This is a genomic window from Mesorhizobium sp. CNPSo 4684 (assembly GCF_057784315.1).
Genome location: NZ_JBWLUX010000009.1, coordinates 63,462 through 86,320 on the forward strand (window position 1 = coordinate 63,462; position 22,859 = coordinate 86,320).

Genomic DNA, 22,859 nt, shown 5'->3' on the forward strand with positions numbered 1-22,859 from the left:
ACCGGTCAGGCCGCCTTTTCCTTGGCCTTGCGCGGCAGATGCGCAACGATGTTCTCGATGATGCGCATGCCGGCATTGTGGCCGAGCGTCATGATCGATTCCGGATGGAACTGTACGGCGGCGATGGGCTCCTTGCGGTGCTCGAAGGCCATGATGACACCGTCCTCGGTCTCGGCGGTGACAACGAAGCCGTCGGGCAGCCGTACCGGATCGGCAAAGATCGAGTGGTAGCGGCCGACGGTGACTTCCTTGGGCAGGCCGGAGAAGATGATGCCGGGCTTGGAGACACGGATGCGCGACGGCTTGCCGTGCATCGGCACATGCAACTGCCTGAGCTCGCCGCCATAGGCCTCGGCCAGCGCCTGCAGGCCAAGGCAGACGCCGAAGATCGGCAGGTCGCGAGCCCTGGCCTTCTTGATGGTCGCGGCGCAGTCGAAATCCTTCGGCGTGCCGGGTCCCGGCGACAGCACGACGAGGTCGGGCTTCAGCCGCTCGAACACCTCCTCCGGCACTGGCGTGCGCACGGTCGAGACATTGGCGCCGGTCTGGCGGAAATAGTTGGCCAGCGTGTGGACGAAGGAGTCCTCGTGGTCGACGAGCAGGATGTTGACGCCGTCGCCGACGCGCGCGGTGGTGCGTTCGGCGCCGGCGGCATTGCCTAATTTGGCGTCGCGGATGGCGGAGAGCATGGCGGATGCCTTCAGTTCGGTTTCGGCTTCTTCTTCCTCGGGGATGCTGTCGAAGAGCAGCGTGGCGCCGGCGCGCACCTCGGCGATGCCGTCCTTGATGCGGATGGTGCGCAAGGTCAGGCCGGTGTTCATGTCGCCGTTGAAATTGACCATGCCGACGGCACCGCCATACCAGGCGCGCGGGCTCTTCTCATTCTGCTCGATGAAGCGCATGGCCCAGAGTTTCGGCGCGCCGGTGACGGTAACCGCCCAGGCGTGCGACAGGAAGGCGTCGAAGGCATCCATGCCTTCGCGCAAGCGCCCTTCAATGTGATCCACTGTGTGGATCAGGCGCGAATACATCTCGATCTGGCGGCGGCCGATGACGCGCACGGAGCCCGGATCGCAGACCCTGGACTTGTCGTTGCGGTCGACGTCCGAGCACATGGTCAGCTCGGATTCATCCTTCTTGGAGTTGAGCAGCTTCAGGATCTGCTCAGAGTCGGAAATGGCGTCGTCGCCGCGCTTGATGGTGCCGGAGATCGGGCAGGTCTCGACCCGGCGGCCATTGACGCGCACGAACATCTCCGGCGAAGCGCCGATCAGATACTCGTTTTCGCCGAGATTGATGAAGAAGGAATAGGGCGAGGGGTTGATCGACTTCAGCTTGCGCGAGATTTCGGAAGGCTGCGTCTCGCAACGCTCGTAGAACATCTGCCCGGGCACGACCTCGAACAAATCGCCGCGCTTGAAGCTATCCATCGCCTTGCGCACCAGATTGGCATATTCGCCGGGTTCATGATCGCCGCGCGGCGGGATGCGGTCAGCGGTCTTGAACGGCTCGGCGATTTCGTCGCGCGGCAGGCCTTCAGTCGAAAAACCGTCGCCGGAATAGTCGTAGCGGTCGGTCCAGGCCTTGGTCGAGTAATGGTCGACGACCAGGATTTCGTCGGGCAGGAACAGGACCAGGTCGCGCTGGCTCTGCTTGCGCTCGAGCTTGTAGTCGACCGGATCGAACTGGAAGGCGAGGTCGTAGCCGAAGGCGCCGTAGAGGCCGAGATTGGCGTCTTCGTCGGTCTTGAACAGCGCGGTGATGGCGCGCAGCACGGTAAAGACGGAAGGGACGCGGCTGCGCTCTTCCTCAGTGAAGACCCGGCCGGGTTTGGCGACATCGAGGCGGATCAGCTTCTTCGAGGTTTCGGTGACCGTGACTTCGCTCAAGCCGGCAAGCGCCTTGCCGATTACCGGCAACAGCACCTCGCCACGGCCGTTCAGTGCCTCGATGCGCATGGCGCGGCCACGCGCGGAAATCACCAGCGGCGGGTCGATGATGGCCGTATCCCAGCGCGTGTAGCGGCCGGGATATTCGTAGTTCGAGGAAAACACGGCCCCGCGACGCGAATTCAGCCCGTCGACATAGGAGTCGATCGCGCCGGCATAGGGCTTGTCGTGGCGCTCGCGGGTAATGGTGACGCCACCCGCGGTCACGAAGCGTTCCGCGCCGTTTTCCAGAACCTTCATCGTCGTCATTGCCGTCTCCATCTGGCTTGTTGGGCAACGGACCCGGGACTGGCTTTGAAAAAACAAATGGCCGCCCGGACATTCCGTTGCGGCCACCTTCTATTTTCACGCGTACGCGTTCGAACAGGCCGCTGTCAGCGAGCCCACCACCAAACGGTCTTGATCGAACGCATGTTCATGGGCGAAATCCATAGCGGCGAAAAGCCGGATGCGCAACAGGTTTGAAAGGCCTGTTTGTGGCCGCCGCTTCCGGGGCTCATGGCACATCGCCAGGGCTGGCGTTCCTGCCTAGACTAACACGCAACATCGAGAAGACGGGAAGACACCGATGACCGACCAGATCGAGCGCGCACGCACGTTCCATTCCCTCCACGTCAAGGGAAACCCGATCGTTCTCTACAATGCCTGGGATCCGGGCTCGGCAAAGATCGTCGAGAAAGCCGGAGCCAAGGCGATCGCCACGGGCAGCTGGCCGGTGGCGGCCGCCTTCGGCTATGCCGATGGCGAGAAAATCCCGCTGGAGCTGGCGCTGGACAACATCAAGCGCATCGTGGCTGCGGTCGACCTGCCGGTGACCATGGACGTTGAGGGCGGCTATGGCGTCGAGCCGGACGTCATCGCCCGCACAGTGACGCTTGCGCTTCAGGCGGGCGCCATCGGCTTCAATTTCGAAGACCAAATCGTCGGCGGCACCGGCCTGCACGACATCGCCGTACAGGTGAAGCGGATCGAGGCGGCAGCGGCAGCGGTGAAGGCTTCGGGCATTCCCGCCTACCTCAACGCTCGCACCGACATCTTCCTCAAGGCGAAGCCGGATGCGCATGACAAGGGCCTGCTCGACCAGGCGATCGAGCGGGCAAAGGCCTATGAAAAGGCCGGCGCGAGCGGTTTCTTTGCGCCGGGTCTTGGCGATGAGGGGCTGATCGAGGCGCTCTGCAAAGCCACAGCGTTGCCGGTCAACATCATCGCGCTGGCGCATGTGCCGCCACGCCAGCGGCTGGCCGAGCTCGGCGTCTCCCGTGTCAGCCACGGCCCGGTGCCCTACCGGCAGATGGCCGAATGGCTGGAGGCGAAAGCGCGGCTGGCGATCTCGGGCTAGGTCAGTCCTCCAGCGTCCCTGACCTGGCATCGGCGCTCTTCTTGTCGCCGACCAGCTTCAAAAGATCCTCGCCGGCGCGGATGATGCGGCGTGCGCGGCGGGTCAGGATGACGCCGTCCTGCGGGGCAAATACTTCGGTGCGGCCGCCGACCTCCCCGGGTGTATGGACAATGGTGGCGAGGCGTGCGCCCTTGGCGACGCGCTCGCCGGGCTTCACGTCGTAGAGCACGGCACCCGCCCGGGGTGCTGGCATCATGTCGATGTTTTCCAACGGCGCGACGAAACCAGTGAAAGGACCTGGTGCGGGTAGGGCCGGGTCGGCGATCACGCCGCGCGCCACCAGCAGCCAGTAGAGACCTTCGGCATCGGATGCGGCCAACCTGCCGTCGACATCGAGCATGCCGCGATATTCGACCGTGGTGACGACGCGCAGCTCGAACTTTGCCACGCCGGCGGGGACGTTCTGGTAGGGCATGATCGTGGCGCCCTCGAAGGTCCCGTCGCTGTCTTCGCTCCACAGCACCACCGCGTCGATGCCCATGGCGGCAGCGCAATCGGCCATTGCCGGCCACAGGCTGGAGTGGACGTAGAGATAGGCCAGCCCTTCATCGTCACAATGCAGATCAAGCACGATGTCGTGGCCTATGGAAAGTTGCAGCAGCCGCGTCTTCAACTGCTGATCGGCAGTTCCGAATGTGGTGTCCGGCAACAGTGCGGTGTCAGGCGCGGCAAGCAGCGGAAAGGCACGGTTGAAGTTGGTGCGGGTGCCGAGATGAAAGCGGCCCTGATGTTCGCCGAAATGATATTGCGCGCGGCCGATCGGGTTGGCCCAGGGCACGACCGTAATGTTGCCGTTGATGCGGCCTTCGGCCTCGGCCTTGTTCAGCGCAGGCATCAGCGCGTCGATGGCGACGACGCCCGGCAATTCGCCGGCATGGAGTGCCGACTGCAGATAGGCAGATGGCGCTGCCTTGTCGGCGCCGGTGAAGCGGAATGCCGGGAATTCGTAGAAAACGCCTTCGCTGTCGCCGGAAATGCGTTCGATCGATTTCTGCATGGGATGCCTCCAGGAAAGAGGCAGAACACATGCACGTTTGCCGGAGGGCTGTCGATCCGGTTCGCGGCGCTATGGGCGCAATATCATTCCGCGGCAGCCGGAACGGCCACAGGAGCGGAGCGTTCAAGCGCCTGCGAGACAACGGCCACGGTGACGGCCAGCAGCGCCAGAACCGCGCCGACCAGCGGCAGATGAGCGTAGGAGACGCCCGCCGAAAGGGCCAACCCGCCGATCCAGGCGCCACCGGCATTGCCGACATTGAAGGCGCCCTGGTTGAGCGTGGCGGCAAGGTTCGGCCCTTCGGACGCCGCTTCGACGACGCGGATCTGCAGCGGCGGCACGACGACGAAGATGAGCAGGCCCCACAGGAAGACGACACCGATGGCGACGCTGGCGATGGCGCCGAACTGCATGAAGCCGACAAACAGCACCGCCATCAGCAGCAGTGTGCCGATCACCGTCGGCATCAGCTTCCAGTCGGCCAGCTTGCCGCCGATGACGTTGCCGACGGTCATGCCGGCGCCGAACAGCAGCAGCACCCAGGTGACGGCCGAGGTGGACAGGCCGGAGACGTCGGTGAGGTAGGGCTTGATGTAGGTGAAGACCGCGAACAGGCTGGCCGAAGCAAGGGCGGCGATCAGCATCGCCAGCCAGACCTGCAATTTGCCCAGCACGCGCAACTCGCCGCGCAAGCCGCCGCCGCTCGGTTGGGCGACGTCGGACGGCACCAGCCAGGCAATGGCCGCAACAGAGAGCAAGCCGATGCCGACAACGGCGAGGAAGGTGGAGCGCCAGCCGAAGGCTTCGCCGAGCGCAGTGCCGGCGGGAACGCCCAGAATGTTGGAGAGCGTCAGGCCGGCGAACATCAATGCAATAGCGCTGGCGCGCTTGTTGCGCGGCACCAGGCTGGCGGCAACGACGGAGCCGATGCCGAAGAAGGCGCCATGGCCGAAGGCGGTGAAGACGCGCGCAGCCATCAAGAGCCAGTAATTGGGCGCAGCGGCGCAAAACAGATTGCCGACGACGAACATCGCCGTCAGCGCGACCAGAACCGGCTTGCGCGGCAAATTCGCGGTGGCCATGGCGACGATCGGGGCGCCGAAGACGACGCCCAGCGCATAGCCGGTGACCAGCAGGCCGGCCGAGGGGATCGACACGCCGAGATCGGCGGCAACCTCGGGCAACAGGCCCATAATCACAAACTCGGTGGTGCCGATGCAGAAGGATGCTATGGCAAGCGCAAGGATCGGCAAAGGCATGGAAAGTCCAGTCTGAATCGGTTCAATTTCAGACTGACCGAGAAGCCGTGCCATGCGCAATGCACATTGCTGCAATGCACCAATGCAGAAAGCCGGGAGCTTGACGCAAAGTTACGTCAGACCAGCGGCTTCAGTTCCTGGGCGATGGTCGGCAGCAGTTCCGAGACCGTCGGGTGGATGTGCATGGCACGGGCCAGCGTGTCGACCGGCGCCTTGGCGTACATCAGGTCGAGCACGCAGTGCACCGCCTCGTCGCCGCCAGGGCCAAGCACGGAACAGCCGAGGATCTCCCTGGTGTCGGCATCGACCAGGATCTTCATAAAACCTTGCGTCTCGCCCTTTTCGACGGCGCGGCCGACGCGGGTCATCGGCCGCTGGCCGACCAGCGCCTTGCGGCCGGATTTTTTCACGGCGGCCTCGGTCATGCCGCAGCGGCCGAGCGGCGGATCGATGTAGAGCGCATAGGCCTCGACGCGGTCGCTGACCTTGCGCGGATCGTTATCGAGCAGATTGGCGGCAACGATCTCATAGTCGTTGTAGGAGGTGTGGGTGAAGGCGCCCTTGCCGTTGCAATCGCCCATCGCCCAGATGCCGGGCACGCTGGTGCGCAGCTGGTCGTCGACGGTGATGAAGCCGCGCAGATCGACCGCGACGCCGGCCTTGTCGAGGCCGAGGTCGTCGGTGTTGGGAGTGCGGCCGAGCGCCAGAAGCACGTGCGAGCCGACTGCCGGCGGTTTGCCGGATGAGAAGGTCACGGCGATGTCGTTGCCCCGTTTGGCGAAGCCGATGTCGTCGGCGCCGACATGGACCGCTATGCCCTCGTTTTCGAGGATCGACAGGATCGCCGCCGATACGTCCTCGTCCTCGCGGCCGGCCAGGCGTGGGCTCTTCTCGATGACGGTGACTTCGCTACCGAAGCGGCGGAACATCTGTGCGAATTCCAGCGAGATGTAGCTGCCACCGACGACGATGAGGTGACGCGGCAAAATTTCGAGATCCATCATCGAGGAATTGGTGAGGTAGTCGATGTCGTGGATGCCGGGCAGATCCGGCACCGAGGCGCGGCCGCCGGTGTTGAGGAAGATCTTTTCGGCGGTCAAAAGGTCGTTGCCGACGCGCACCGTGTTGGCGGATTCGAAGCGCGCATGGCCGCGATAGAGCGTGCATTTGTCCATGCCGGAGATCCAGGTTTCCAGCCCGGTGCGGGAGGCGCCCGAAACCTTGTCCTTGCGCGCCTTGATCGCCTTATAGTCGACGCCGACAGGGCCACTGAGCGTCACGCCATAATCGGCGGCGCGCCGCGCCAGATGGGCGGCATAGGCGCTGGCGACCATAGTCTTGGTCGGGATGCAACCGGTGTTGACGCAAGTGCCGCCGACCAGCTTGCGCTCGATCAGCGCCACGCTCATGCCGGCTGCGTTCAGCCTGCCGGCGAGCGGTGTGCCGGCCTGGCCGGCGCCGATGATGATGGCGTCGAAAGTCTTTGCCGTCATGCCACGGCCGCCACGATCAGCAGGCCGCCGATGATCGCCACCGCGTCCTCGACGAGGGCGGCGGGCAAGTCCTTGCCGAAGGCTGCGGCCAGCCGGCCACGCGCTTCAGCGCCGCCATAGGTGCCAACGACGGCGCCGATGGCGCCGGCGATCAGACCGCCAACGGTGGAACCGGCGGTGGCGCCGATCACAGCACCTGCAAAGGCGCCCATGAGGATGCGGGCGCCGAATTGCTGCGGAACTTTGCGGCTCGGGGTCGACGGCAACTGGTCGGTGACCAGTTCGACAATGGCCAAAATGGTGAAGATGCCGACAGCGGCCCAATGGCCCATGAAGCTTGCCCAGGTGCCGGCAACCGGCAGCCAGCCGAGATAAGCGCCCCAGGCGACGGCGGCCGGCGCGGTCATGGCGCGAAGACCGGCAATGACGCCGATCAGAAGTGCAAGCAGGTAAAGCATGATGGATCCCCTCAGAACCTCGGACGGTCCGCGCGGGCAAGCTAGCATAGGCCGGGCATTTGGACAGTGGGGTTTTCCCCGGCGGAGGATTGTGCTTTGGCAGGAGATCAGATTGGAGGCATGGCCATGTCCGCAAGCGAACGCACGAAGATGATTGCAGGCGAGTGGTACACCTGCATCGACGACGAGTTGGAAGCGCTGCGGGTGATCGCGCGCGATGCGGTGTTCGAGCACAATTCGCTGCCGCCCCGACCGCGCGGCAACATCGGTCCGGCGCTATCGGCGCTGCTCGGCAGCGCGGGCGAGGGCGCCCGCATCGAGGCGCCGTTCCATTGCGCCTACGGTTTCAACATCCATCTCGGCGCAGGCGCGTTTCTCAATGCCGGCTGCACCATCCTCGATACCGCGCTGGTGCGTATCGGCAACCGGACGCTGCTTGGTCCTAATGTGCAGATCTACTGCGCCGAGCACCACAAGGAGGCAGCGGGCCGTCAGGCGGGGCTGGAGATCGCCAGGCCGGTCACCATCGGCGACAGTGCCTGGATCGGCGGCAGCGCCATCATCCTCGGCGGCATCAGCATCGGCGATGGCGCCATTGTCGGCGCCGGCGCGGTGGTGACGCGCGACGTGCCTGTCAACACCACCGTGGTCGGCAACCCGGCGCGGGCGGTCAAACGCGGCTGAATACGCGTCCGCCGATGATCAATGAGACAGGGCGGACATCGCCTGCTCGCCGGTCCGCCTGGAGAATTCGCGCCGGTACTGCGCCGGCGAGGTCCGCAGTCGTGCGGCAAAATGCTGGCGCAGCGAGGTGGCGCTGCCGAAGCCGGCCTCGAAAGCCACCATGTCCATCGATTTCTCGGTCGCCTCCAGCAGCCGTTGCGCCAGTTCGATGCGCTGGCCGGCCAGCCACTCGCCAAAGCTGGTGCCGATCGATTTCTGGAAACGGCGGGTGAAGGTGCGCCGGGTCAGGCGGGCGGCCTCGGCGACGCGGTCGAGGCTGTGCGTTTGCCCCAGCGTTGCCCGCACGGTGTCGAGCGCCTGGGTGAACCGGTCGGCGGCCGGGGTTTTCGCCAGCGGGCGCTCGATGAACTGGGCCTGTCCGCCTTGCCGATGGGGGGAGAGCACGACGTGCCGGGCGAGCCGCAGTGCGGCCTCGGCACCATAGCGGGCACGCACGATATGCAGGCAGCAGTCCAGCCCGGCGGCGACGCCAGCGGAGGTGACAATGTCGCCCTCGTCGACATAGAGCACATCGGCGTCGACGGCGATATCGGGATGAAGCGCCTGCAACTGGTCCGTATAGGCCCAGTGCGTGGTCGCTTTCCGGCCCGAAAGCAGGCCGGCGGCGGCAAGGGCAAAAGTGCCGAGACAGAGCCCGACGATCAGCGCGCCGCGCCGGTGCGCACGGCCGAGCGCTTCCTTCAATGGCTTGGCGAGAGGAGCTTCGAGATCCTTCCAACTCGGGACGATGACGATATCGGCGTCATCGAGCGCGGACAGCCCATGCGGCACGAGGATGCTCAGCCCCGCATCGGTCTGGATCATGCCTTCCTCGACCCCGCAGACACGGAAGTCGAAGCGCGGCAGGCCGAGCTTGGTGCGGTCGGCGCCGAACACCAGGCACGGCACGGAGAGATGGAACGGGCTGATGCCGTCGAAAGCAAGGACGGCGACGATGGGAGCGGTCATGGGCGTTTCCAGCAGGTGAGTTTGGATTGTCCCAATTCTTTCGAATGATGTCAATTGGGCCACTTTTGGCAGCCGGGCGATCCGCCTATTTTCGGCCCGTCCCATTCAAGCCCGAAAGGAAAACACCATGTCCACCAACACCACGCCGCGCCGCGCGCTCATCGTCATCGATGTCCAGAACGACTATGACGGCGGCAACCTCGCCATCCAGTATCCGCCCTTTCGCGACAGCGTCGTCAACGTGGCGCGCGCCATGGATGCCGCCACTGCCGCCGGAGTCAAGGTGGTGGTCGTCAAGCAGATGGCGCCCGAGACGTCGCCGATCTTCGCCAAGGGCAGCCATGGCGGAGAACTGCATCCCGAGATCGCCAGGCGGGAGCGTGACCACTATGTCGAAAAGTCGCTGCCCTCGGCCTTTGCCGGCACTGACCTCGAGGAGTGGCTGCGCGCCAACGCCATCGATACGATCACGGTGGTCGGCTACATGACGCATAATTGCGATCTGTCGACCGTCATCCACGCCGCGCATGTCGACTTTGCGGTCGAGTTCCTGTCCGACGCCGCCGGCTCGGTGCCCTATGCCAACAGCGCGGGCTATGCCTCGGCGGAGGAGATCCATCGCGTGGTGACGGTCATTCTGCAGTCGCGCTTCGCGGCCGTGCTCGATACAGCCGAATGGATCGATTGCCTCAAGACGGGCGCACTGCCCAAGCGCGATACGATCTATGCCTCCAACCAGCGGGCACTGGCGCGCAACGCGGCGTAACGCCCTGGAAACAAAAAAGGCGCCGCATCGCTGCGGCGCCTTTGATAGTCGAGAAAATCTCAGAACAGGCCTTCGATCTGGCCGGCTTCGTTGAGGAAGATCTTTTCCGAGGACGGCGCCTTGGGCAGGCCGGGCATGGTCATGACCTCGCCGCAGATGATGACGACGAAGCCGGCGCCGGCCGAAAGCCTGACCTCGCGCACCGGCACGGTGTGGCCGGTCGGCGCGCCGCGCAGGTTCGGGTCGGTCGAGAAGGAATACTGCGTCTTGGCCATGCACACCGGCAGGTGGCCATAGCCGGCCTGCTCCCAGGCATGCAGTTGATCGCGCACCGACTTGTCGGCAATCGCCTCGGAGCCGCGATAGATGCGCTGGACGATGGTGTTGATCTTCTCGAACAGCGGCATGGCATCTGGATAGAGCGGTGCAAACTGCGAGGCACCGGATTCGGCCAGCGCCACCACCTTGTTGGCGAGATCCTCGATGCCGGCGGAGCCATGGGCCCAGTGCTTGCACAGGATCGCCTCTTCGCCCATCGAGGCGACATAGTCCTTCATCGCCTGGATCTCGGCGTCGGTGTCGGAATAGAAGTGGTTGATGGCAACCACCGCCGGCACACCGAACTGCCTGATGTTCTCGATGTGGCGTCCGAGGTTGGCGCAGCCCTTCTTCACCGCCTCGATGTTCTCCTTGCCGAGGTCTTCCTTCTTGACGCCGCCATTCATCTTCATGGCACGCACGGTGGCGACGATGACGGCCGCAGCTGGCTTCAGCCCTGCCTTGCGGCACTTGATGTCGAAGAATTTTTCGGCACCGAGGTCAGCGCCGAAGCCGGCTTCGGTGACGACATAGTCGGCGAGCTTCAGCGCCGTCGTGGTGGCGACCACCGAGTTGCAGCCATGCGCGATGTTGGCGAACGGGCCGCCATGGACGAAGGCCGGGTTGTTCTCCAGCGTCTGCACCAGGTTGGGCTGCATGGCGTCCTTGAGCAGCACCGCCATGGCGCCATCGGCCTTGAGGTCGCGGGCATAGACCGGCGTCTTGTCGCGGCGGTAGGCGACGATGATGTCGCCGAGGCGCTTTTCAAGATCCTTCAGGTCGTTGGAGAGGCACAGGATCGCCATGACTTCCGAAGCGACGGTGATGTCGAAACCGGCCTCGCGCGGAAAACCGTTGGCGACGCCGCCAAGCGAGGCGATGATTTCGCGCAGAGCGCGGTCGTTCATGTCCATGACGCGGCGCCAGACGACGCGGCGGGTGTCGATGCCGAGCTCATTACCCCAGTAGATGTGGTTGTCGATCAGCGCCGACAAAAGATTGTGCGCCGTGGTGATGGCGTGGAAGTCGCCGGTGAAGTGGAGATTCATGTCCTCCATCGGCACGACCTGCGCATAGCCGCCGCCGGCGGCACCGCCCTTGACGCCGAAATTCGGACCGAGCGAAGCCTCGCGAATGCAGACGATCGCCTTCTTGCCGATGCGGTTCAATCCATCGCCGAGGCCGACGGTGGTGGTCGTCTTGCCTTCGCCGGCCGGCGTCGGGTTGATGGCGGTGACCAGAATCAGCCTGCCGTCCTTGTTGCCCTTTACCGACTTTATGAACTCTGCCGAGATTTTCGCCTTGTCGTGGCCGTAGGGCAAAAGGTGCTCGGTCGGGATGCCGATCTTCTTGCCGATCTCCTGGATCTGCTTTTTGTTGGCGCCGCGCGCGATCTCGATGTCGGACTTCACTTCGGCCATGACGGCTTTCCTTCGGATTGAACGGTGGAGGGGACGGGTTTGATCTCACTCGCAGGCATTTTGAACCCGGGCGCGGGCATGTTCTAACCCTGTCGCTGCCGTGGCGTCAACTTGCATGCAACTATGTTTCCTGTGAAGAAAGTGTCTCCGCGGCCGGGCCGACCTGCCGTCGGTTCTTCCTGGCTCCGTTGCCGCGCCGTATAGAAGCCAGAGGACGCGCCGTTCCGCCGTCTCAAAACAGCCGCTCAATGCACGGAATGCGACAGAGGCGACGGCGCAAATTCGCCATCACCTGTTGAGGCAGCAGCAGACGTTACTGCGTCAGAACGTTGCTGATCTCGACCATGTTGGAGCGCACCCGCAGCACGTAGAAACCCATCGTCGTCAGGTGTGTCGGCATGATCCAGCCATCCTCGCGGCCATTGGCGATGATGAAGGGCTGTATGCGCAGCGCCGAGACGAATTGCGAATCCATCGTGTCCCACAGATTGCCGAGATGCTTTTCCTTGATCACATCCTCGAAGTCGGCCTGGGCACCCTTCATCAGGCCGTAATAGGCATAGAGCTGGCCATAGGCGAACCAGAAGCGGTCGTCGGCGCGGAAGTCGAACCAGCCATTGTTGTGGTTTTCGGCACGCTCCTTGAGGATTGCCGAGGTCGAACCGATGTCGGAGGAGATGCGGTCTATATACTGCTTCAGATTGTCGGCACGGGCGTCGAACGTCGCCTGGCAGGTGGCCAGGCGGGCGTTGAAGGAGCGCAGCTTGTTGACGGCATCGCGATAATAGCTCGGGGTCGGCGTCTTCGGCCCGAACGGGTTCAGGCCGAAATACCAAGTGTATTCGTCGAACTGCAGATTGCCGCGCGCATCCTGCAGATCGGCGTCGATCTGCGATGTCGTACGCACGCGGCCGAGATTGTCGGCAAGCTCGGTGGCGGTGCGCCGCACCGCCTGGTTGATGCCGCGCTGGAACGAGGCCTTGTTGTCCATAAACGGCGTGTGATCCCAGTCGACGCCGAACAGGCCGAGCTTGTAGAGGATCATCGACGAGACCCAGGCATTCTGGTTGACGTTGAAATCGGTGAGGTCGGCCGCGACCTGGGCGATGCCCGAATTGCCACAGGTCTTGGCAGTCTCGGTGCCGGCGCCGGCCGCGACCTGTTCGCCGGCGGAAATGTTGCGGTTCTCGAAGGTGTATTTGTCGACGTAGTTGGGGTCGAACTTGTTCCACCATTGGGTGGCGTAGAAGAAGTTGGCGTAGAGGCCGATCAACACCAGCAAAGCCAGGCCGACCACCGCCTTCAGGATCCAGCCGCGCTGCGTATACCAGCGCCCGGCCCATAGGAAAGGCCACAGGATCGCGCCGATGACAAGGCCGATACCGCGGCCGATCCATTGGAAGATGCGGGTGAAGAAATTCACGATCGGATCAAGCATGGCTCTCGTTCACCCCCTCAGCATGAGGCCAAAAAGTTGCAGGCTTTTTGGATAACATCATGCGCCAAAACAATAAATTAGAACGAAATGACGGCTCATTTCGTTCTAATCAGTCAAGCCGTAAAGGCGCGTGCGAAACGCCACCTTGTCTCTCAAATATGTGGTTTTCAGAACGTCCACAACATGCGATCGCCAAGCGTCGCTGTAGCCGTCATAGTCCTTGTAGAAGCCGGGCTTGTTGAAGACGTAGCGCGAGACGAAGTCCTGCGGTACGAAATCCGAGATCAGCTGGTTGGTCAGCCAGGCATCGGGATGATCGGGCTTGCCGCGCACGACCAGGAAGCGCTGGCGCGGCGCGACATCCTCGATCTTGAGATGGCCGAGCTGGGCGATCTCGCGCTTGGCGGCGTTGAGGAAGGGAAAATTGCCGTCGCTGGTGATGAGATCAGCATGGCCGTGGATCCAGGTCTGCAGCCAGACCTTGTCGACGTCGGTCAGATTGCGGTTCGGGTCGGTGTCGCGGATAAGGGAACGCACAACCATCTCGGCGCGATGCTCGAGATAGCCCGAGCTTTCGACCCATGACGCCCGCGGCAGTTCGATGCGGCCGGTCGAGGCCAGGAACTTGAACACCTTGTCGGCATCGTTGATCGAGAGATAGCTGACCTGCCAGGGCCGCGAGCGGCGAAAGCCGGGTGCGGCCGGGTCGCCGATGACGGTGGTCATGTCAGGGTCGACGAAAACGTAGAGCCCGCCGAAATGGCTGGTCCAGTAGGCGTTGTGGCGGAAGATCACCTGGTCGGGCACTAGTGCGTTTTCGCGGATGTCGCCGCAGACCTTGGCCAACTCTACCATGCGGGTCAGCATGGCGCTGTCGCGCCAGGCGTCCGGCTCCTGCTTCAGCCGGTCGACAAGCTTGCCGAGCTCGGCGGCCTTGCCCAGCACGTCCTCGGCCGACAGCACCTTGAACTCGACCTGGCTGATCGACAGCAGATCCTCGATGTCGTTGACCACGGGGACGGAATCTTCGATCTCGCCGTAGATGACGTCCTTGATGGTCAGCGCATCGATGGCGCGCTGGTTCTTGGACATGAACTCGAACATCAGCTGCGAGGTGTTGGAGAAGGCGGTGTGCACCACCGGCAGGTCGATCTGCGACGGCGTCAGGATGATGAAGCGGCGGTTGACCTCATTGGGATCGAGATAATCGTAGTCGCCGCATTCCTCGGCCACCTCGGGCGAGAAGCCGGTGCGGTCGATCTGGAAACTCTTTAGTTTGGTCGGCTTCAACCCGAAGGCAACAAGCGCCTTGTTGTAGCGCTGGATGAGGTGCGACTCATCGACCGTCAGCAGCCGGCCGTAGATGAGCTCGTTGTCGCGGAGAAGGTCGGGTTTTTTGGCGGGGTGGGTCAATCTTCCTTCTCCCCGTTCACGGGGAGAAGGTGCCCGAAGGGCGGATGAGGGGCGCGGCTTCTCCTTCTCCCCCTGTGGGAGAAGGTGGATCGGCGCGTTAGCGCCGAGACGGATGAGGGGTGTTCCAGCGGAGTGAGGCGCTGGCGTTCCCTGGAACACCCCTCATCCGTCGCCTTCGGCGACACCTTCTCCCACAAGGGGAGAAGGGGGCGTTGGCGTGCTTTACGCATTCCACAGCCCCTTCTTCTTCATCTCCTCCATCTCCCGCCCAGCGCGTTCGCGCAGCCTTGCGTCGCGGAGCAGCTTCTCGACCGCCGCATCGTCCGACTTGTCGGAATAGCGGAACTCGGAATCGGCGTAGCGGTTGATCTCCTGCATGACCATGTCCATCGAGAACGGCCCGCGCAGTTCCTCGATCATGGCTTTCTTCTCGTCATAGCCCTTGTGCATGAAGGCTTCCGGCTTCTCGAACCAGTCGTCGGGCAACTCGATATCCATGGCGCGCATCTTGATGGCGTCGGTGACGTTCTTGATGGCGCGGCCGGTGAAGCGCGGCTCGGCGTCCTTGATCAGGTGCAGATAGGTACCGATGTCGGCCATCGATTTCGGCGCGCCATTCTCCTTCATGTAGCGCTCATAGACCTTCATCAGCCCATCTTCCTGCGGCTTCTCATGCTCCTCATAGGCCTCGGTCACAGCACGCTGGATTTCCTGCGCGGCATAGAGCTTGTGGTCGCCGAGTGGGATCTTGTGGTTCTTGCCGGCGAGCAAAACGAAGATGTCGATATAGTCGTCGCGGCTCTGCGGGCCGTCGACCAGCCAGCGGGCGCCGGCACGCTGGCGCAGCGCATCGTCGACATTTTCAGGATAGTTGGAAAACATGCCGAACGAGCAGTTGCCACGCACCACCGTGCCGGCGCCGGCAAAGGCATCCATCAAGACGCCGGTGATTTCCTGCTGGCCGGCCGAGGCGCGGTCGTCGGAGCGGCGTGCCGCCACCTGGTCGATGTCGTCGACGGTGCCGAAACCGATGACGCGCGGGTTCAAGACATTGTTTATGAACTGGCGGCAGTTCTGGCCTGACTTGCCCTGGTAGGACGAAATCTGGTCGACGCCGAAATTCTCATAGGCGAAGGGATAGCCGGCGACCTGGCAATAGCCGTTGACCAGGCCCGCGATCATCTGGATCAGCGTCGTCTTGCCGGTGCCCGGCGCGCCGTCGCCGATGAAGGTGAAGAGGAAACCGCCGAGTTCGACGAACGGATTCAGCTCGCGCTCGAAATCATAGGCCATCAACATCTTGGCCAACTTGACCGACTGGTATTTGGCGATGTGGTTGCCGACGACCTCTTCCGGCTTCTTGAAGGTCATCACCAGCGGCTTGGAGCGCTTGCCCGGCGCGACGTCGAAGCCATCCAAGGTGAAATCGTCAGCGTCGATGCGGATATGAGCGTCCTCGAACGGGCCGATACCATCGAAGCGGCCTTTGCGGGCCAAGAGCCCGTCAATGGCGACGCGGGCGAAGGCGCGCGCCCGGGTGGTCAAATCGCCATCGTCCTTGGAGCCGGCAATCGCTTTGTCGAGACCGGCGACAATCGACTTCACCGCATCCTGCGGCGTGTCGAACAGGAAGTCCGGCTCGGGGATATCGTTGGGCGCCTCGCCGTCGCTGTCGATCAGCTGGAACAGATAGGAGGCAAGACTGAAGGCTGAAACGTAAGCCGAGGCTGACAGAAGCTTCTTGAAGGTGGCGGCTTCGTCGCCTTCCAGCGGCGCGCGTGTGTTCTTGGCCTGCAGGCTTTCAAGATCGGAGCCCTCGGCGAAGACATCGGAAATGGCGAGCGAAATCGCCAGGCCGCGCCGGGCGCGAAACAACAGCGTGTGCTGTGGGATGCTCATCAGCTGGTCGTCGGGGTGGATGGCGGCGACGGTCTTGGTCAGTTCGACCTCCCGCGTGCGCCGCACCGAGCCGACGGAAACGGTCGAGACGAAGCGGCGATTGGTGCCCGCAAGCGCGGTGCCGGATTCGCGCGAAGGGTCTTCCAGAACGACGACGCGGGTGATGAAGCTCTGCGCCGTGGCGCGGTGCTTTTCGATCGCGGCTTCCGGGATGGTGGTCAGGCCGGTGTCCATGAAGGATGCTCCGTGGTGTGACGGTCAGACGTCTGAGATGACCTGTCCGTTGGACAGGATATGAACCTTGTAGCCGGAAAAGATCTTCTGCGCCTCGCCGGCGGCGTAGAGTGCCTGGTAGGCTTCGTGCGGGATCAGCGCGTGGTTCTCGTAGCTCGACACGCCCTGGCGCGCGGCTTCGAGATCGTCGGTATTGATGAAGAATTCCTGCGTCGTCTTCTCGCTGGAAAACAGGCCCTTTCGGCCGGGTTTCTCGCCCTTGGAGTAGACCTCCTGGATGGTCCAGGTGAGCAGCCAGGCATTTTCGGGCTTGCGCACCTTGGCCAGCACCTCGGTCACCGTCGAATTGTTGTCGGTAATCCCTGCGGAATAAAAGGGGCCAAGCACGACGCGGCGCAATTGCTTGGGGTGCAGCGGCTCGAAATCCTTGTCGAGATTGACCGCAATCGTCGCCGGCGACAGCGTGTAGGCGGAATTCTTTTCGGTGAAGTCGTCGAAACGGTGGGCAAGCTCGGGGTTGAGCAGGCCATCGACGGGCAGCGGGATGTCGACCTGTTCGTTGAGCTTGCCGTTGCTGTCGACAAGCTGGCGGATCATGGCTTCGGAGGAATCCTCCACCGTCACCATGTAGACCAGCGGCAGGTTGGCGCTGCCGTCGAATGTCGCCCAGTGGACGAGGTAATAGGGCCGGAAGGTTTTTGGATTGACCGAGACCTTGGCCGTCTGCGCCAGCGAGAACGGGCCGAAGGTCTGCTCACTCTTGACGTCTTCGAGATAGAGCCGCTCGGCCATCGACTTTTGCAGCGCCTCGGGGAACTCCTTGTGGCGCAGAATGAAGTCGGCCATTTCCTCGCGCAATTCGCCGGCGAGCGGGATGTTGGCCAGCCGCGCATCGGCCTGGCGGCGGTCGTTTTCCAATTCGAGCAGGTTCTGGAAGACGGGATAGCCGCTGTCGGCGCGCGAAATGCGGAACGTGTCCATGAAGCCGAGCCGGTTGCGCCAGCAGGAGAACGATTTGTCCAGCCGGGCAATGTATTCGGCGACGATCTTGGCAACGATACCGTGCCGGTAAAGCGGCGAGCGGTCGTCGCGCATGAACACTTCAAGGCCGCTGAGTGCGGCGGTGATGGCGGAAAAATAGCGCGCCGCCGCTTCGTTTTCGGGAGTCATGCCGGGTGTGCTCGCGTGCAACCGCTCCTTACGACTGCACGTAGTTGGCCGAATTGTGCTTCTTCATCACGTCGTCGAAACGGCGGGCGAAGGCATCGTCGGCAAGCTTCTTGCGGCGCTGGATGTCGCCGCTGGCGACCATGTTCTTCTCGTGCATTTCGAGGAGATCGCCAATGTGCTTTTGCGAGGCGGCGCCAATGCCGGCCATAGTCTCTTCGGCGGTGTTGTCGACCTGGCTGCCCAGCGTGTTGATCTTGTGGGCGACGTCCTGCTGGGCGGCGGTCTTCAAAGAATCTTCCAGGGCCTTGTAAAGCACGATGCGCTGCTCGGTATCGATGGTCAGCTTGTTGATCAGCGTCGACTGCGCGGCGATCTGGTTGTTGAGCGAATCGACGAAGGTCTGGAACATCGAGGTGTAGCGTTCCAGCGTCTGGCTCTCGGCCAGCAATTCCTGCTCCTTGGCTTGCTTTTCATTGTATTCGGTGGCCAGTTTCGAGCGCTCGCCCTCAAGCTGCGTGCGTTCCTTCTGGCTGGTCGAGGCCGCGATCTTGTTCTCGATGTCGAGCAGCAGCGGGTTGACCTCCTCGATGCGCTTTTGCACCGCTTCGAGGTTGGCCATGGTGACCTTGCGGCGCTCAATCACCTGCGACAGGCTGTTTTCGGAGGTTTTGTAGCGCTGGTCGAGGACTTCTTTCTGCGCCTTCAAGATGCCGACGATGGTGTCGGATTTGACCAGAAGCTCCTGCAGATTGCCGGCCAGCGACATGTTGCGGACGCGGTCGGTGCGCATGCGCTGCTTGCGTTGCGCGGAGAAGACGCCGACGAAGCTTTCCCAGCCGGTATAGTTCTTCATGCTTTCGAATTCGGTGCCGAAGACGTTGGTGGCGTCTTCCAGGCCGATGATCAGGTCGGCAATATTGCCTTCCATCACCTTCTGCTGCTTCAGCACATCCTCGATGCGGGCGTTCTCGATGTCGAAATTGGCGTCGCCGATCTTCTTGTCAGCGGTGGCCAGCGTATCAAGCACGGTGCCGGACTGCTCGATCTTGGTGCGCATGTCCTGCACAACCTGCCTGGTCTTGGCAATTTCGGCATCAAAATTCTGCAATGTCGCCATAGGGGCCTCCCGCTTCGGCTTCCGGTCGCTGGCTGCGAACAGCGGCGAATATATGTGGGGCATCCGGGGATTGAAAGACGCAAGACAAGACCCGCCCCGAAAACAAAAAAATCCATCATCGTCTTGAAAGTCAATGAAGGCGGGGTCATGGCGTGAATAACCGGCCGGCCAGGCATTGTTCAACTGTCATTGAACTTTGATGTTGGCAAGCAGCCGATCTCGGCCGGTGCGGACGTCCTGAAATTCGACAGAGAACTCAATCGGTTGCAGGCGCGAGACAGCTGGCCAAAGCCATCGCTGTCACGCTACGCATCCAGCCGTTCAGGGCTTCGGATCGGCCTTCAGATAGGCGATGACGTTGGCAATGTCCTCGTCGCTGGTCAGGCCGGAGAAGGCCATCTTATTGCCGGGTACTTTCAGCTTGGGGGCGCTGAGATAGGCCTTGAGGTTGGCTTCGTCCCAGACGAGGCCGGCGGCGCCGGCATCCTTCATGGCCTGCGAATAGCTGAAATTCTCGGCTGTGCCGGCTGTACGGCCGACGATACCAAGGAGATGCGGGCCGATCTTGTCGCGGTCGGTTGCCGCCTCGTGACAAGCCATGCATCTGAAGAAAACCTTCTTGCCCAGCGCTGCATCGCCGTCGGCTTGTGCGGCCGCGATACCGGCTAAGTAAATGACAAGTGCTGATGAAATGGCTCTAAGCATGGCGGTCCCCGGCTGGCTCTGGCTGCGGGCAAAATAGGCTGCAGGGCCTTAACAAACGCCGCATGGTGGCTGGATTGCAAGACGGGTCTTATCCCGTTCGGTGGAGCGGGATTTCCGCGATTGCCTGCCGGATCGCTTGTTCAATTGCTGCCGATGAGTGGTTGTCACGTACGAAGGTGCGGCCGCTCTCCGCCATCTCGGCCGCCGCTTGCGGGCGTTTCGCGAGATCGACGATTTTCGACGCCAGTTCGCCGGCATCGTTGCTCGACAGGAAATGCCTGCCCGCCTGCAGGCCGAGCCCTTCGACGGCCTTCTCGGTGGCGCAGACGACCAGGCCCGCCGCCATCGCCTCAAGCACCTTGATGCGGGTTCCGCCGCCGAAGCGCAGCGGGATCGGCGCATAGCCGGCACGACCAAGCAATTCCGGCAGATGCGGTGGGTTCTCGATCAACTGCAGACCATGCTTGGCGCATAAACCACGCACGACGTCGCGCGGGTTCCTGCCGGCGACGGTGATCGACCAGGGCCGGCCGGAGGCGGTGAGGCGCGGCACCATCCCGCGTCCGATCTGCTTGACGGCGTCGATGTTGGGGAAATAGCCGAGATGGCCGATGAAGCACAGGCTGAGTTCACGGTACCGCTCGGCACCAATCGGCAGGGAAAGCACAGTCTCGTCCGGAATGGGGTTGGCGATGAACCTGACGTCGCCGACGGGGCCGAGAGCGGACAGCAGCGCGCCGTCGGTCGGCGAGCAGACCCATACCTGATCGGCCATGGCAGCCGCACGCCTGTCGGCGTCGCGCGCCTCTGCCTTCTTGCGCCTGTTTTGGCGCCAGCCTCGAATTTGCTGCCACAGCGTCAGGCCGGCGATCCGGTCGGCGACCGTCCGGGATTCGATGTTGTGCTGGTCAAGAACGGTGCGTGCGCGATGCTTCGGCGTCAGCGTCAGCAGCTGCGACAGTGGGATCTCCTCGACCACAACGAGATCGGGCGAGAATTCTCTCCAGATCGCGTCGGCTTCAGCCAGTTCGTCGTCCGGCATCATATGCACGGTCGGGTGAGGGCTGCGCCTGCCCCAGAGACCTCTGCCGCGCGCCGCCTCGATGATCCGGTGACGGATATTCGGCGGTGGAGAAGGCGCCGGGGCGCCAGTTAGGCTTACCGTCAGAACCTCGCCCATCGATGCCAAGGCGCGCGCATTGGCGGCGTTTCTGATCTCGGCGCCGGATACCGGCGGAAACGGGCAATCGACTGTGAACTGGAGAATTCTCATGTTGCCCCGGCCGTTCAGCCTCTGGTGAAGCCGATGAAATCATCGGGTGCTGTGCGGCCCATTTCCTCTTCCCAGTGGCGCCGGCAGAGCGAGACATAGACGTCCTTGCCGATCGCTACCTGTTCGCCCTGTCTTGCTACCTTGCCGTCGGGACCGAGACGCACGACCATTGTCGCCTTGCGGCCGCAGCGGCAGATGGTGCGCACTTCGCGCAGATCGTCGGCGATGGCGAGAAGCGCGCGCGAACCGGAAAACAGATTGCCCTGGAAATCGGTGCGCAGGCCGTAGCACATGACCGGGATGTTCAGCCGGTCGGCGATACGGGCAAGCTGCCAGACCTGCTCTTCCTCGAGGAACTGCGCTTCGTCGACGAAGATGCAATGCACGGTCGTGTGTTCATGGTGCTCGGCGACGCGGGCGTAGAGATCGTCGCCATCGCGGAACATCTCGGCCTCGGTCTCCAGGCCGATGCGCGACGAGATCAGCCCGGTATCGCCCTTGCGATAGTGGCCGGCGACGAACAGCATCGTGGTCATGCCGCGTTCGCGATAATTGTAGGACGCCTGCAGCAGCATCGTCGTCTTGCCGGCGTTCATCGTCGCATAGTGGAAGTAAAGCTTGGCCATACCGTCCTTTTAAGCCGAGTTGACGCGGCGCGGGGAGGGGGCACCGCAGCATTTCATGGGAAAAGCCGTCTGCCATCGAAAAAGCGGCAGGCGTGTCGCTGTTTGGCCAGCCCGCGCCGTTGATCGTGATTGCCTTAGCGCTTGAAACCACACCAGAATGGTGTTTGGCTGACGAAACAAGGCGGGCAAAGAAACCGTAACTACGCTTCGCCAAAGAATCACAATGGGAGACTATCAATGTCGCGTATGAACACCTTCGTCGCCGGCCTCGGTCTGGCGACTTTCCTGTCCACGAGCGCAGCCCTTGCCGGCGATCCGGAGAGCTGCAAGGCGGTGCGCCTTTCCGATGTCGGCTGGACCGACATCCAGGCCACGACCGGCGTCGCTTCGGTGCTGCTCACCGCGCTCGGCTATGAGCCGCAGACGATCCAGCTGTCGGTGCCGGTGACCATGGCGTCGCTGAAGAACAAGGATGTCGACGTCTTCCTCGGCAACTGGATGCCGTCGATGACCAACGACATCAAGGACTATACCGCCGACGGTTCGGTCGAGACGATCAGCACCAACCTGACCGGCGCCGGCTACGGCATCGTCGTGCCGACCTATGTCGCCGATGCCGGCGTCAAGTCGCTGACCGACCTCGGCAAGTTCAAGGACAAGTTCAACGGCAAGATCTATGGCATCGAGGCCGGCAATGACGGCAACCGCATCATCCTCGACATGATCAAGAACCCGAAGGACAATCTCGAAGGCTTCGAACTGGTCGAATCCTCGGAAGCCGGCATGCTGACGCAGGCCGAACAGTCGATGAAGAACAACGAGTGGATCGCCTTCCTCGGCTGGACGCCGCATCCGGTGATGGGCGCCATGAAGATCACCTATCTCGACGGCATGGGCGACAGCGGCTTCGGCGCCGCCACCGTCTACACCAATGTGCGCAAGGGCTACACCACCGAATGCCCGAATGCCGGTAAGTTCATCGCCAACCTGAAGTTCAATCTCGACATGGAAGGCGAGATGATGGACGCGATCCTGAAAGGCGGCGACGCCAACACGGTCGCAGCCGACTGGCTGAAGAAGCACCCTGACGCGGTTGCGCCGTGGATTGCCGGCGTCACCACCTTCGATGGCGGCGATGCGGCCGCAGCGGTCAAGACCGCGCTCGGAAGCTGAGCCGACTGAGTTCGGCAAAGCCGAACCAGGAAGGGCAGCCAATCTAGAAAAGGCTGCCC

General features: G+C 62.9%; 19 protein-coding genes. 4 read left to right on the forward strand and 15 right to left on the reverse strand.

Going from position 1 to position 22,859, the window contains the following annotated elements; all coding sequences use genetic code 11:
• Window positions 1–5: 5 nt before the first annotated feature.
• Window positions 6–2,210, reverse strand: a complete 2,205-nt coding sequence (locus AC04SG_RS10140) for an anthranilate synthase (RefSeq protein ID WP_436261110.1) — start codon at window positions 2,208–2,210, stop codon at window positions 6–8.
• Window positions 2,211–2,517: 307 nt separating this feature from the next.
• Here AC04SG_RS10140 and AC04SG_RS10145 point away from each other — a divergent pair, with 307 nt between their 5' ends.
• Window positions 2,518–3,288: an isocitrate lyase/PEP mutase family protein gene (locus AC04SG_RS10145; protein WP_488550914.1), complete on the forward strand. Its 771-nt coding sequence runs from the start codon at window positions 2,518–2,520 to the stop codon at window positions 3,286–3,288.
• A gap of 1 nt (window position 3,289) precedes the next feature.
• Here AC04SG_RS10145 and AC04SG_RS10150 read toward each other — a convergent pair whose 3' ends face one another.
• The 4 genes from AC04SG_RS10150 to AC04SG_RS10165 form a co-directional block, all read right to left on the reverse strand.
• Window positions 3,290–4,345, reverse strand: coding sequence for a M14 family metallopeptidase (locus tag AC04SG_RS10150; RefSeq protein WP_488550915.1), 1,056 nt, complete (start codon window positions 4,343–4,345; stop codon window positions 3,290–3,292).
• Window positions 4,346–4,428: 83 nt separating this feature from the next.
• Window positions 4,429–5,604 (reverse strand): MFS transporter, encoded by a 1,176-nt coding sequence (locus AC04SG_RS10155; protein ID WP_488550916.1) that lies wholly within the window; start codon window positions 5,602–5,604, stop codon window positions 4,429–4,431.
• Between the two features lie 116 nt (window positions 5,605–5,720).
• Window positions 5,721–7,097, reverse strand: a complete 1,377-nt coding sequence (locus tag AC04SG_RS10160) for an FAD-containing oxidoreductase (protein ID WP_488550917.1) — start codon at window positions 7,095–7,097, stop codon at window positions 5,721–5,723.
• Window positions 7,094–7,555 (reverse strand): DUF4126 domain-containing protein, encoded by a 462-nt coding sequence (locus AC04SG_RS10165; protein ID WP_488550918.1) that lies wholly within the window; start codon window positions 7,553–7,555, stop codon window positions 7,094–7,096. Before AC04SG_RS10165 ends, AC04SG_RS10160 begins: the two co-directional genes overlap by 4 nt.
• A 126-nt stretch (window positions 7,556–7,681) precedes the next feature.
• Here AC04SG_RS10165 and AC04SG_RS10170 point away from each other — a divergent pair, with 126 nt between their 5' ends.
• Complete coding sequence (locus tag AC04SG_RS10170; protein WP_488550919.1) at window positions 7,682–8,239, forward strand: sugar O-acetyltransferase; 558 nt, start codon at window positions 7,682–7,684, stop codon at window positions 8,237–8,239.
• An 18-nt stretch (window positions 8,240–8,257) separates the two neighbouring features.
• Here AC04SG_RS10170 and AC04SG_RS10175 read toward each other — a convergent pair whose 3' ends face one another.
• On the reverse strand, window positions 8,258–9,247 hold the full coding sequence (locus AC04SG_RS10175) for a helix-turn-helix domain-containing protein (protein WP_488550920.1): 990 nt from the start codon (window positions 9,245–9,247) through the stop codon (window positions 8,258–8,260).
• 127 nt (window positions 9,248–9,374) lie between these two features.
• Here AC04SG_RS10175 and AC04SG_RS10180 point away from each other — a divergent pair, with 127 nt between their 5' ends.
• Window positions 9,375–10,013, forward strand: coding sequence for a cysteine hydrolase family protein (locus tag AC04SG_RS10180; protein WP_488550921.1), 639 nt, complete (start codon window positions 9,375–9,377; stop codon window positions 10,011–10,013).
• Between the two features lie 59 nt (window positions 10,014–10,072).
• On the opposite strand, the gene AC04SG_RS10185 is transcribed toward AC04SG_RS10180, so the two are convergent.
• The 9 genes from AC04SG_RS10185 to AC04SG_RS10225 all read right to left on the reverse strand — a co-directional run bounded on the left by AC04SG_RS10185 (window position 10,073) and on the right by AC04SG_RS10225 (window position 21,627).
• Complete coding sequence (locus tag AC04SG_RS10185) at window positions 10,073–11,752, reverse strand: formate--tetrahydrofolate ligase (protein WP_192258808.1); 1,680 nt, start codon at window positions 11,750–11,752, stop codon at window positions 10,073–10,075.
• A 313-nt stretch (window positions 11,753–12,065) separates the two neighbouring features.
• A complete protein-coding gene (locus tag AC04SG_RS10190; protein WP_203277144.1) occupies window positions 12,066–13,190 on the reverse strand; it encodes a DUF2333 family protein in 1,125 nt (374 codons plus the stop codon).
• A 105-nt stretch (window positions 13,191–13,295) separates the two neighbouring features.
• On the reverse strand, window positions 13,296–14,603 hold the full coding sequence (locus tag AC04SG_RS10195; RefSeq protein ID WP_488550922.1) for a DUF6638 family protein: 1,308 nt from the start codon (window positions 14,601–14,603) through the stop codon (window positions 13,296–13,298).
• 222 nt (window positions 14,604–14,825) lie between these two features.
• A complete protein-coding gene (locus AC04SG_RS10200; protein WP_488550923.1) occupies window positions 14,826–16,736 on the reverse strand; it encodes an AAA family ATPase in 1,911 nt (636 codons plus the stop codon).
• Between the two features lie 24 nt (window positions 16,737–16,760).
• Window positions 16,761–17,906: a hypothetical protein gene (locus AC04SG_RS10205; RefSeq protein WP_181061309.1), complete on the reverse strand. Its 1,146-nt coding sequence runs from the start codon at window positions 17,904–17,906 to the stop codon at window positions 16,761–16,763.
• A 28-nt stretch (window positions 17,907–17,934) separates the two neighbouring features.
• Window positions 17,935–19,023: a hypothetical protein gene (locus tag AC04SG_RS10210; RefSeq protein ID WP_488550924.1), complete on the reverse strand. Its 1,089-nt coding sequence runs from the start codon at window positions 19,021–19,023 to the stop codon at window positions 17,935–17,937.
• Window positions 19,024–19,344: 321 nt separating this feature from the next.
• On the reverse strand, window positions 19,345–19,728 hold the full coding sequence (locus AC04SG_RS10215) for a c-type cytochrome (RefSeq protein WP_352556368.1): 384 nt from the start codon (window positions 19,726–19,728) through the stop codon (window positions 19,345–19,347).
• Window positions 19,729–19,816: 88 nt separating this feature from the next.
• Window positions 19,817–21,001, reverse strand: coding sequence for a glycosyltransferase (locus AC04SG_RS10220; protein ID WP_488550925.1), 1,185 nt, complete (start codon window positions 20,999–21,001; stop codon window positions 19,817–19,819).
• 14 nt (window positions 21,002–21,015) lie between these two features.
• Window positions 21,016–21,627, reverse strand: a complete 612-nt coding sequence (locus AC04SG_RS10225) for a thymidine kinase (protein ID WP_488550926.1) — start codon at window positions 21,625–21,627, stop codon at window positions 21,016–21,018.
• Between the two features lie 237 nt (window positions 21,628–21,864).
• Here AC04SG_RS10225 and AC04SG_RS10230 point away from each other — a divergent pair, with 237 nt between their 5' ends.
• Window positions 21,865–22,800 (forward strand): choline ABC transporter substrate-binding protein, encoded by a 936-nt coding sequence (locus AC04SG_RS10230; RefSeq protein WP_112561117.1) that lies wholly within the window; start codon window positions 21,865–21,867, stop codon window positions 22,798–22,800.
• Window positions 22,801–22,859: the final 59 nt, after the last annotated feature.

What these genes read in the sequence shown, in the direction of transcription:
- AC04SG_RS10140 (WP_436261110.1), bottom strand. Translation starts at nt 2,210, where the DNA reads ATGGAGACGGCAATGACGACGATGAAGGTTCTGGAAAACGGCGCGGAA.
- AC04SG_RS10145 (WP_488550914.1), top strand. Translation starts at nt 2,518, where the DNA reads ATGACCGACCAGATCGAGCGCGCACGCACGTTCCATTCCCTCCACGTC.
- AC04SG_RS10150 (WP_488550915.1), bottom strand. Translation starts at nt 4,345, where the DNA reads ATGCAGAAATCGATCGAACGCATTTCCGGCGACAGCGAAGGCGTTTTC.
- AC04SG_RS10155 (WP_488550916.1), bottom strand. Translation starts at nt 5,604, where the DNA reads ATGCCTTTGCCGATCCTTGCGCTTGCCATAGCATCCTTCTGCATCGGC.
- AC04SG_RS10160 (WP_488550917.1), bottom strand. Translation starts at nt 7,097, where the DNA reads ATGACGGCAAAGACTTTCGACGCCATCATCATCGGCGCCGGCCAGGCC.
- AC04SG_RS10165 (WP_488550918.1), bottom strand. Translation starts at nt 7,555, where the DNA reads ATGCTTTACCTGCTTGCACTTCTGATCGGCGTCATTGCCGGTCTTCGC.
- AC04SG_RS10170 (WP_488550919.1), top strand. Translation starts at nt 7,682, where the DNA reads ATGTCCGCAAGCGAACGCACGAAGATGATTGCAGGCGAGTGGTACACC.
- AC04SG_RS10175 (WP_488550920.1), bottom strand. Translation starts at nt 9,247, where the DNA reads ATGACCGCTCCCATCGTCGCCGTCCTTGCTTTCGACGGCATCAGCCCG.
- AC04SG_RS10180 (WP_488550921.1), top strand. Translation starts at nt 9,375, where the DNA reads ATGTCCACCAACACCACGCCGCGCCGCGCGCTCATCGTCATCGATGTC.
- AC04SG_RS10185 (WP_192258808.1), bottom strand. Translation starts at nt 11,752, where the DNA reads ATGGCCGAAGTGAAGTCCGACATCGAGATCGCGCGCGGCGCCAACAAA.
- AC04SG_RS10190 (WP_203277144.1), bottom strand. Translation starts at nt 13,190, where the DNA reads ATGCTTGATCCGATCGTGAATTTCTTCACCCGCATCTTCCAATGGATC.
- AC04SG_RS10200 (WP_488550923.1), bottom strand. Translation starts at nt 16,736, where the DNA reads ATGGACACCGGCCTGACCACCATCCCGGAAGCCGCGATCGAAAAGCAC.
- AC04SG_RS10205 (WP_181061309.1), bottom strand. Translation starts at nt 17,906, where the DNA reads ATGACTCCCGAAAACGAAGCGGCGGCGCGCTATTTTTCCGCCATCACC.
- AC04SG_RS10210 (WP_488550924.1), bottom strand. Translation starts at nt 19,023, where the DNA reads ATGGCGACATTGCAGAATTTTGATGCCGAAATTGCCAAGACCAGGCAG.
- AC04SG_RS10215 (WP_352556368.1), bottom strand. Translation starts at nt 19,728, where the DNA reads ATGCTTAGAGCCATTTCATCAGCACTTGTCATTTACTTAGCCGGTATC.
- AC04SG_RS10220 (WP_488550925.1), bottom strand. Translation starts at nt 21,001, where the DNA reads ATGAGAATTCTCCAGTTCACAGTCGATTGCCCGTTTCCGCCGGTATCC.
- AC04SG_RS10225 (WP_488550926.1), bottom strand. Translation starts at nt 21,627, where the DNA reads ATGGCCAAGCTTTACTTCCACTATGCGACGATGAACGCCGGCAAGACG.
- AC04SG_RS10230 (WP_112561117.1), top strand. Translation starts at nt 21,865, where the DNA reads ATGTCGCGTATGAACACCTTCGTCGCCGGCCTCGGTCTGGCGACTTTC.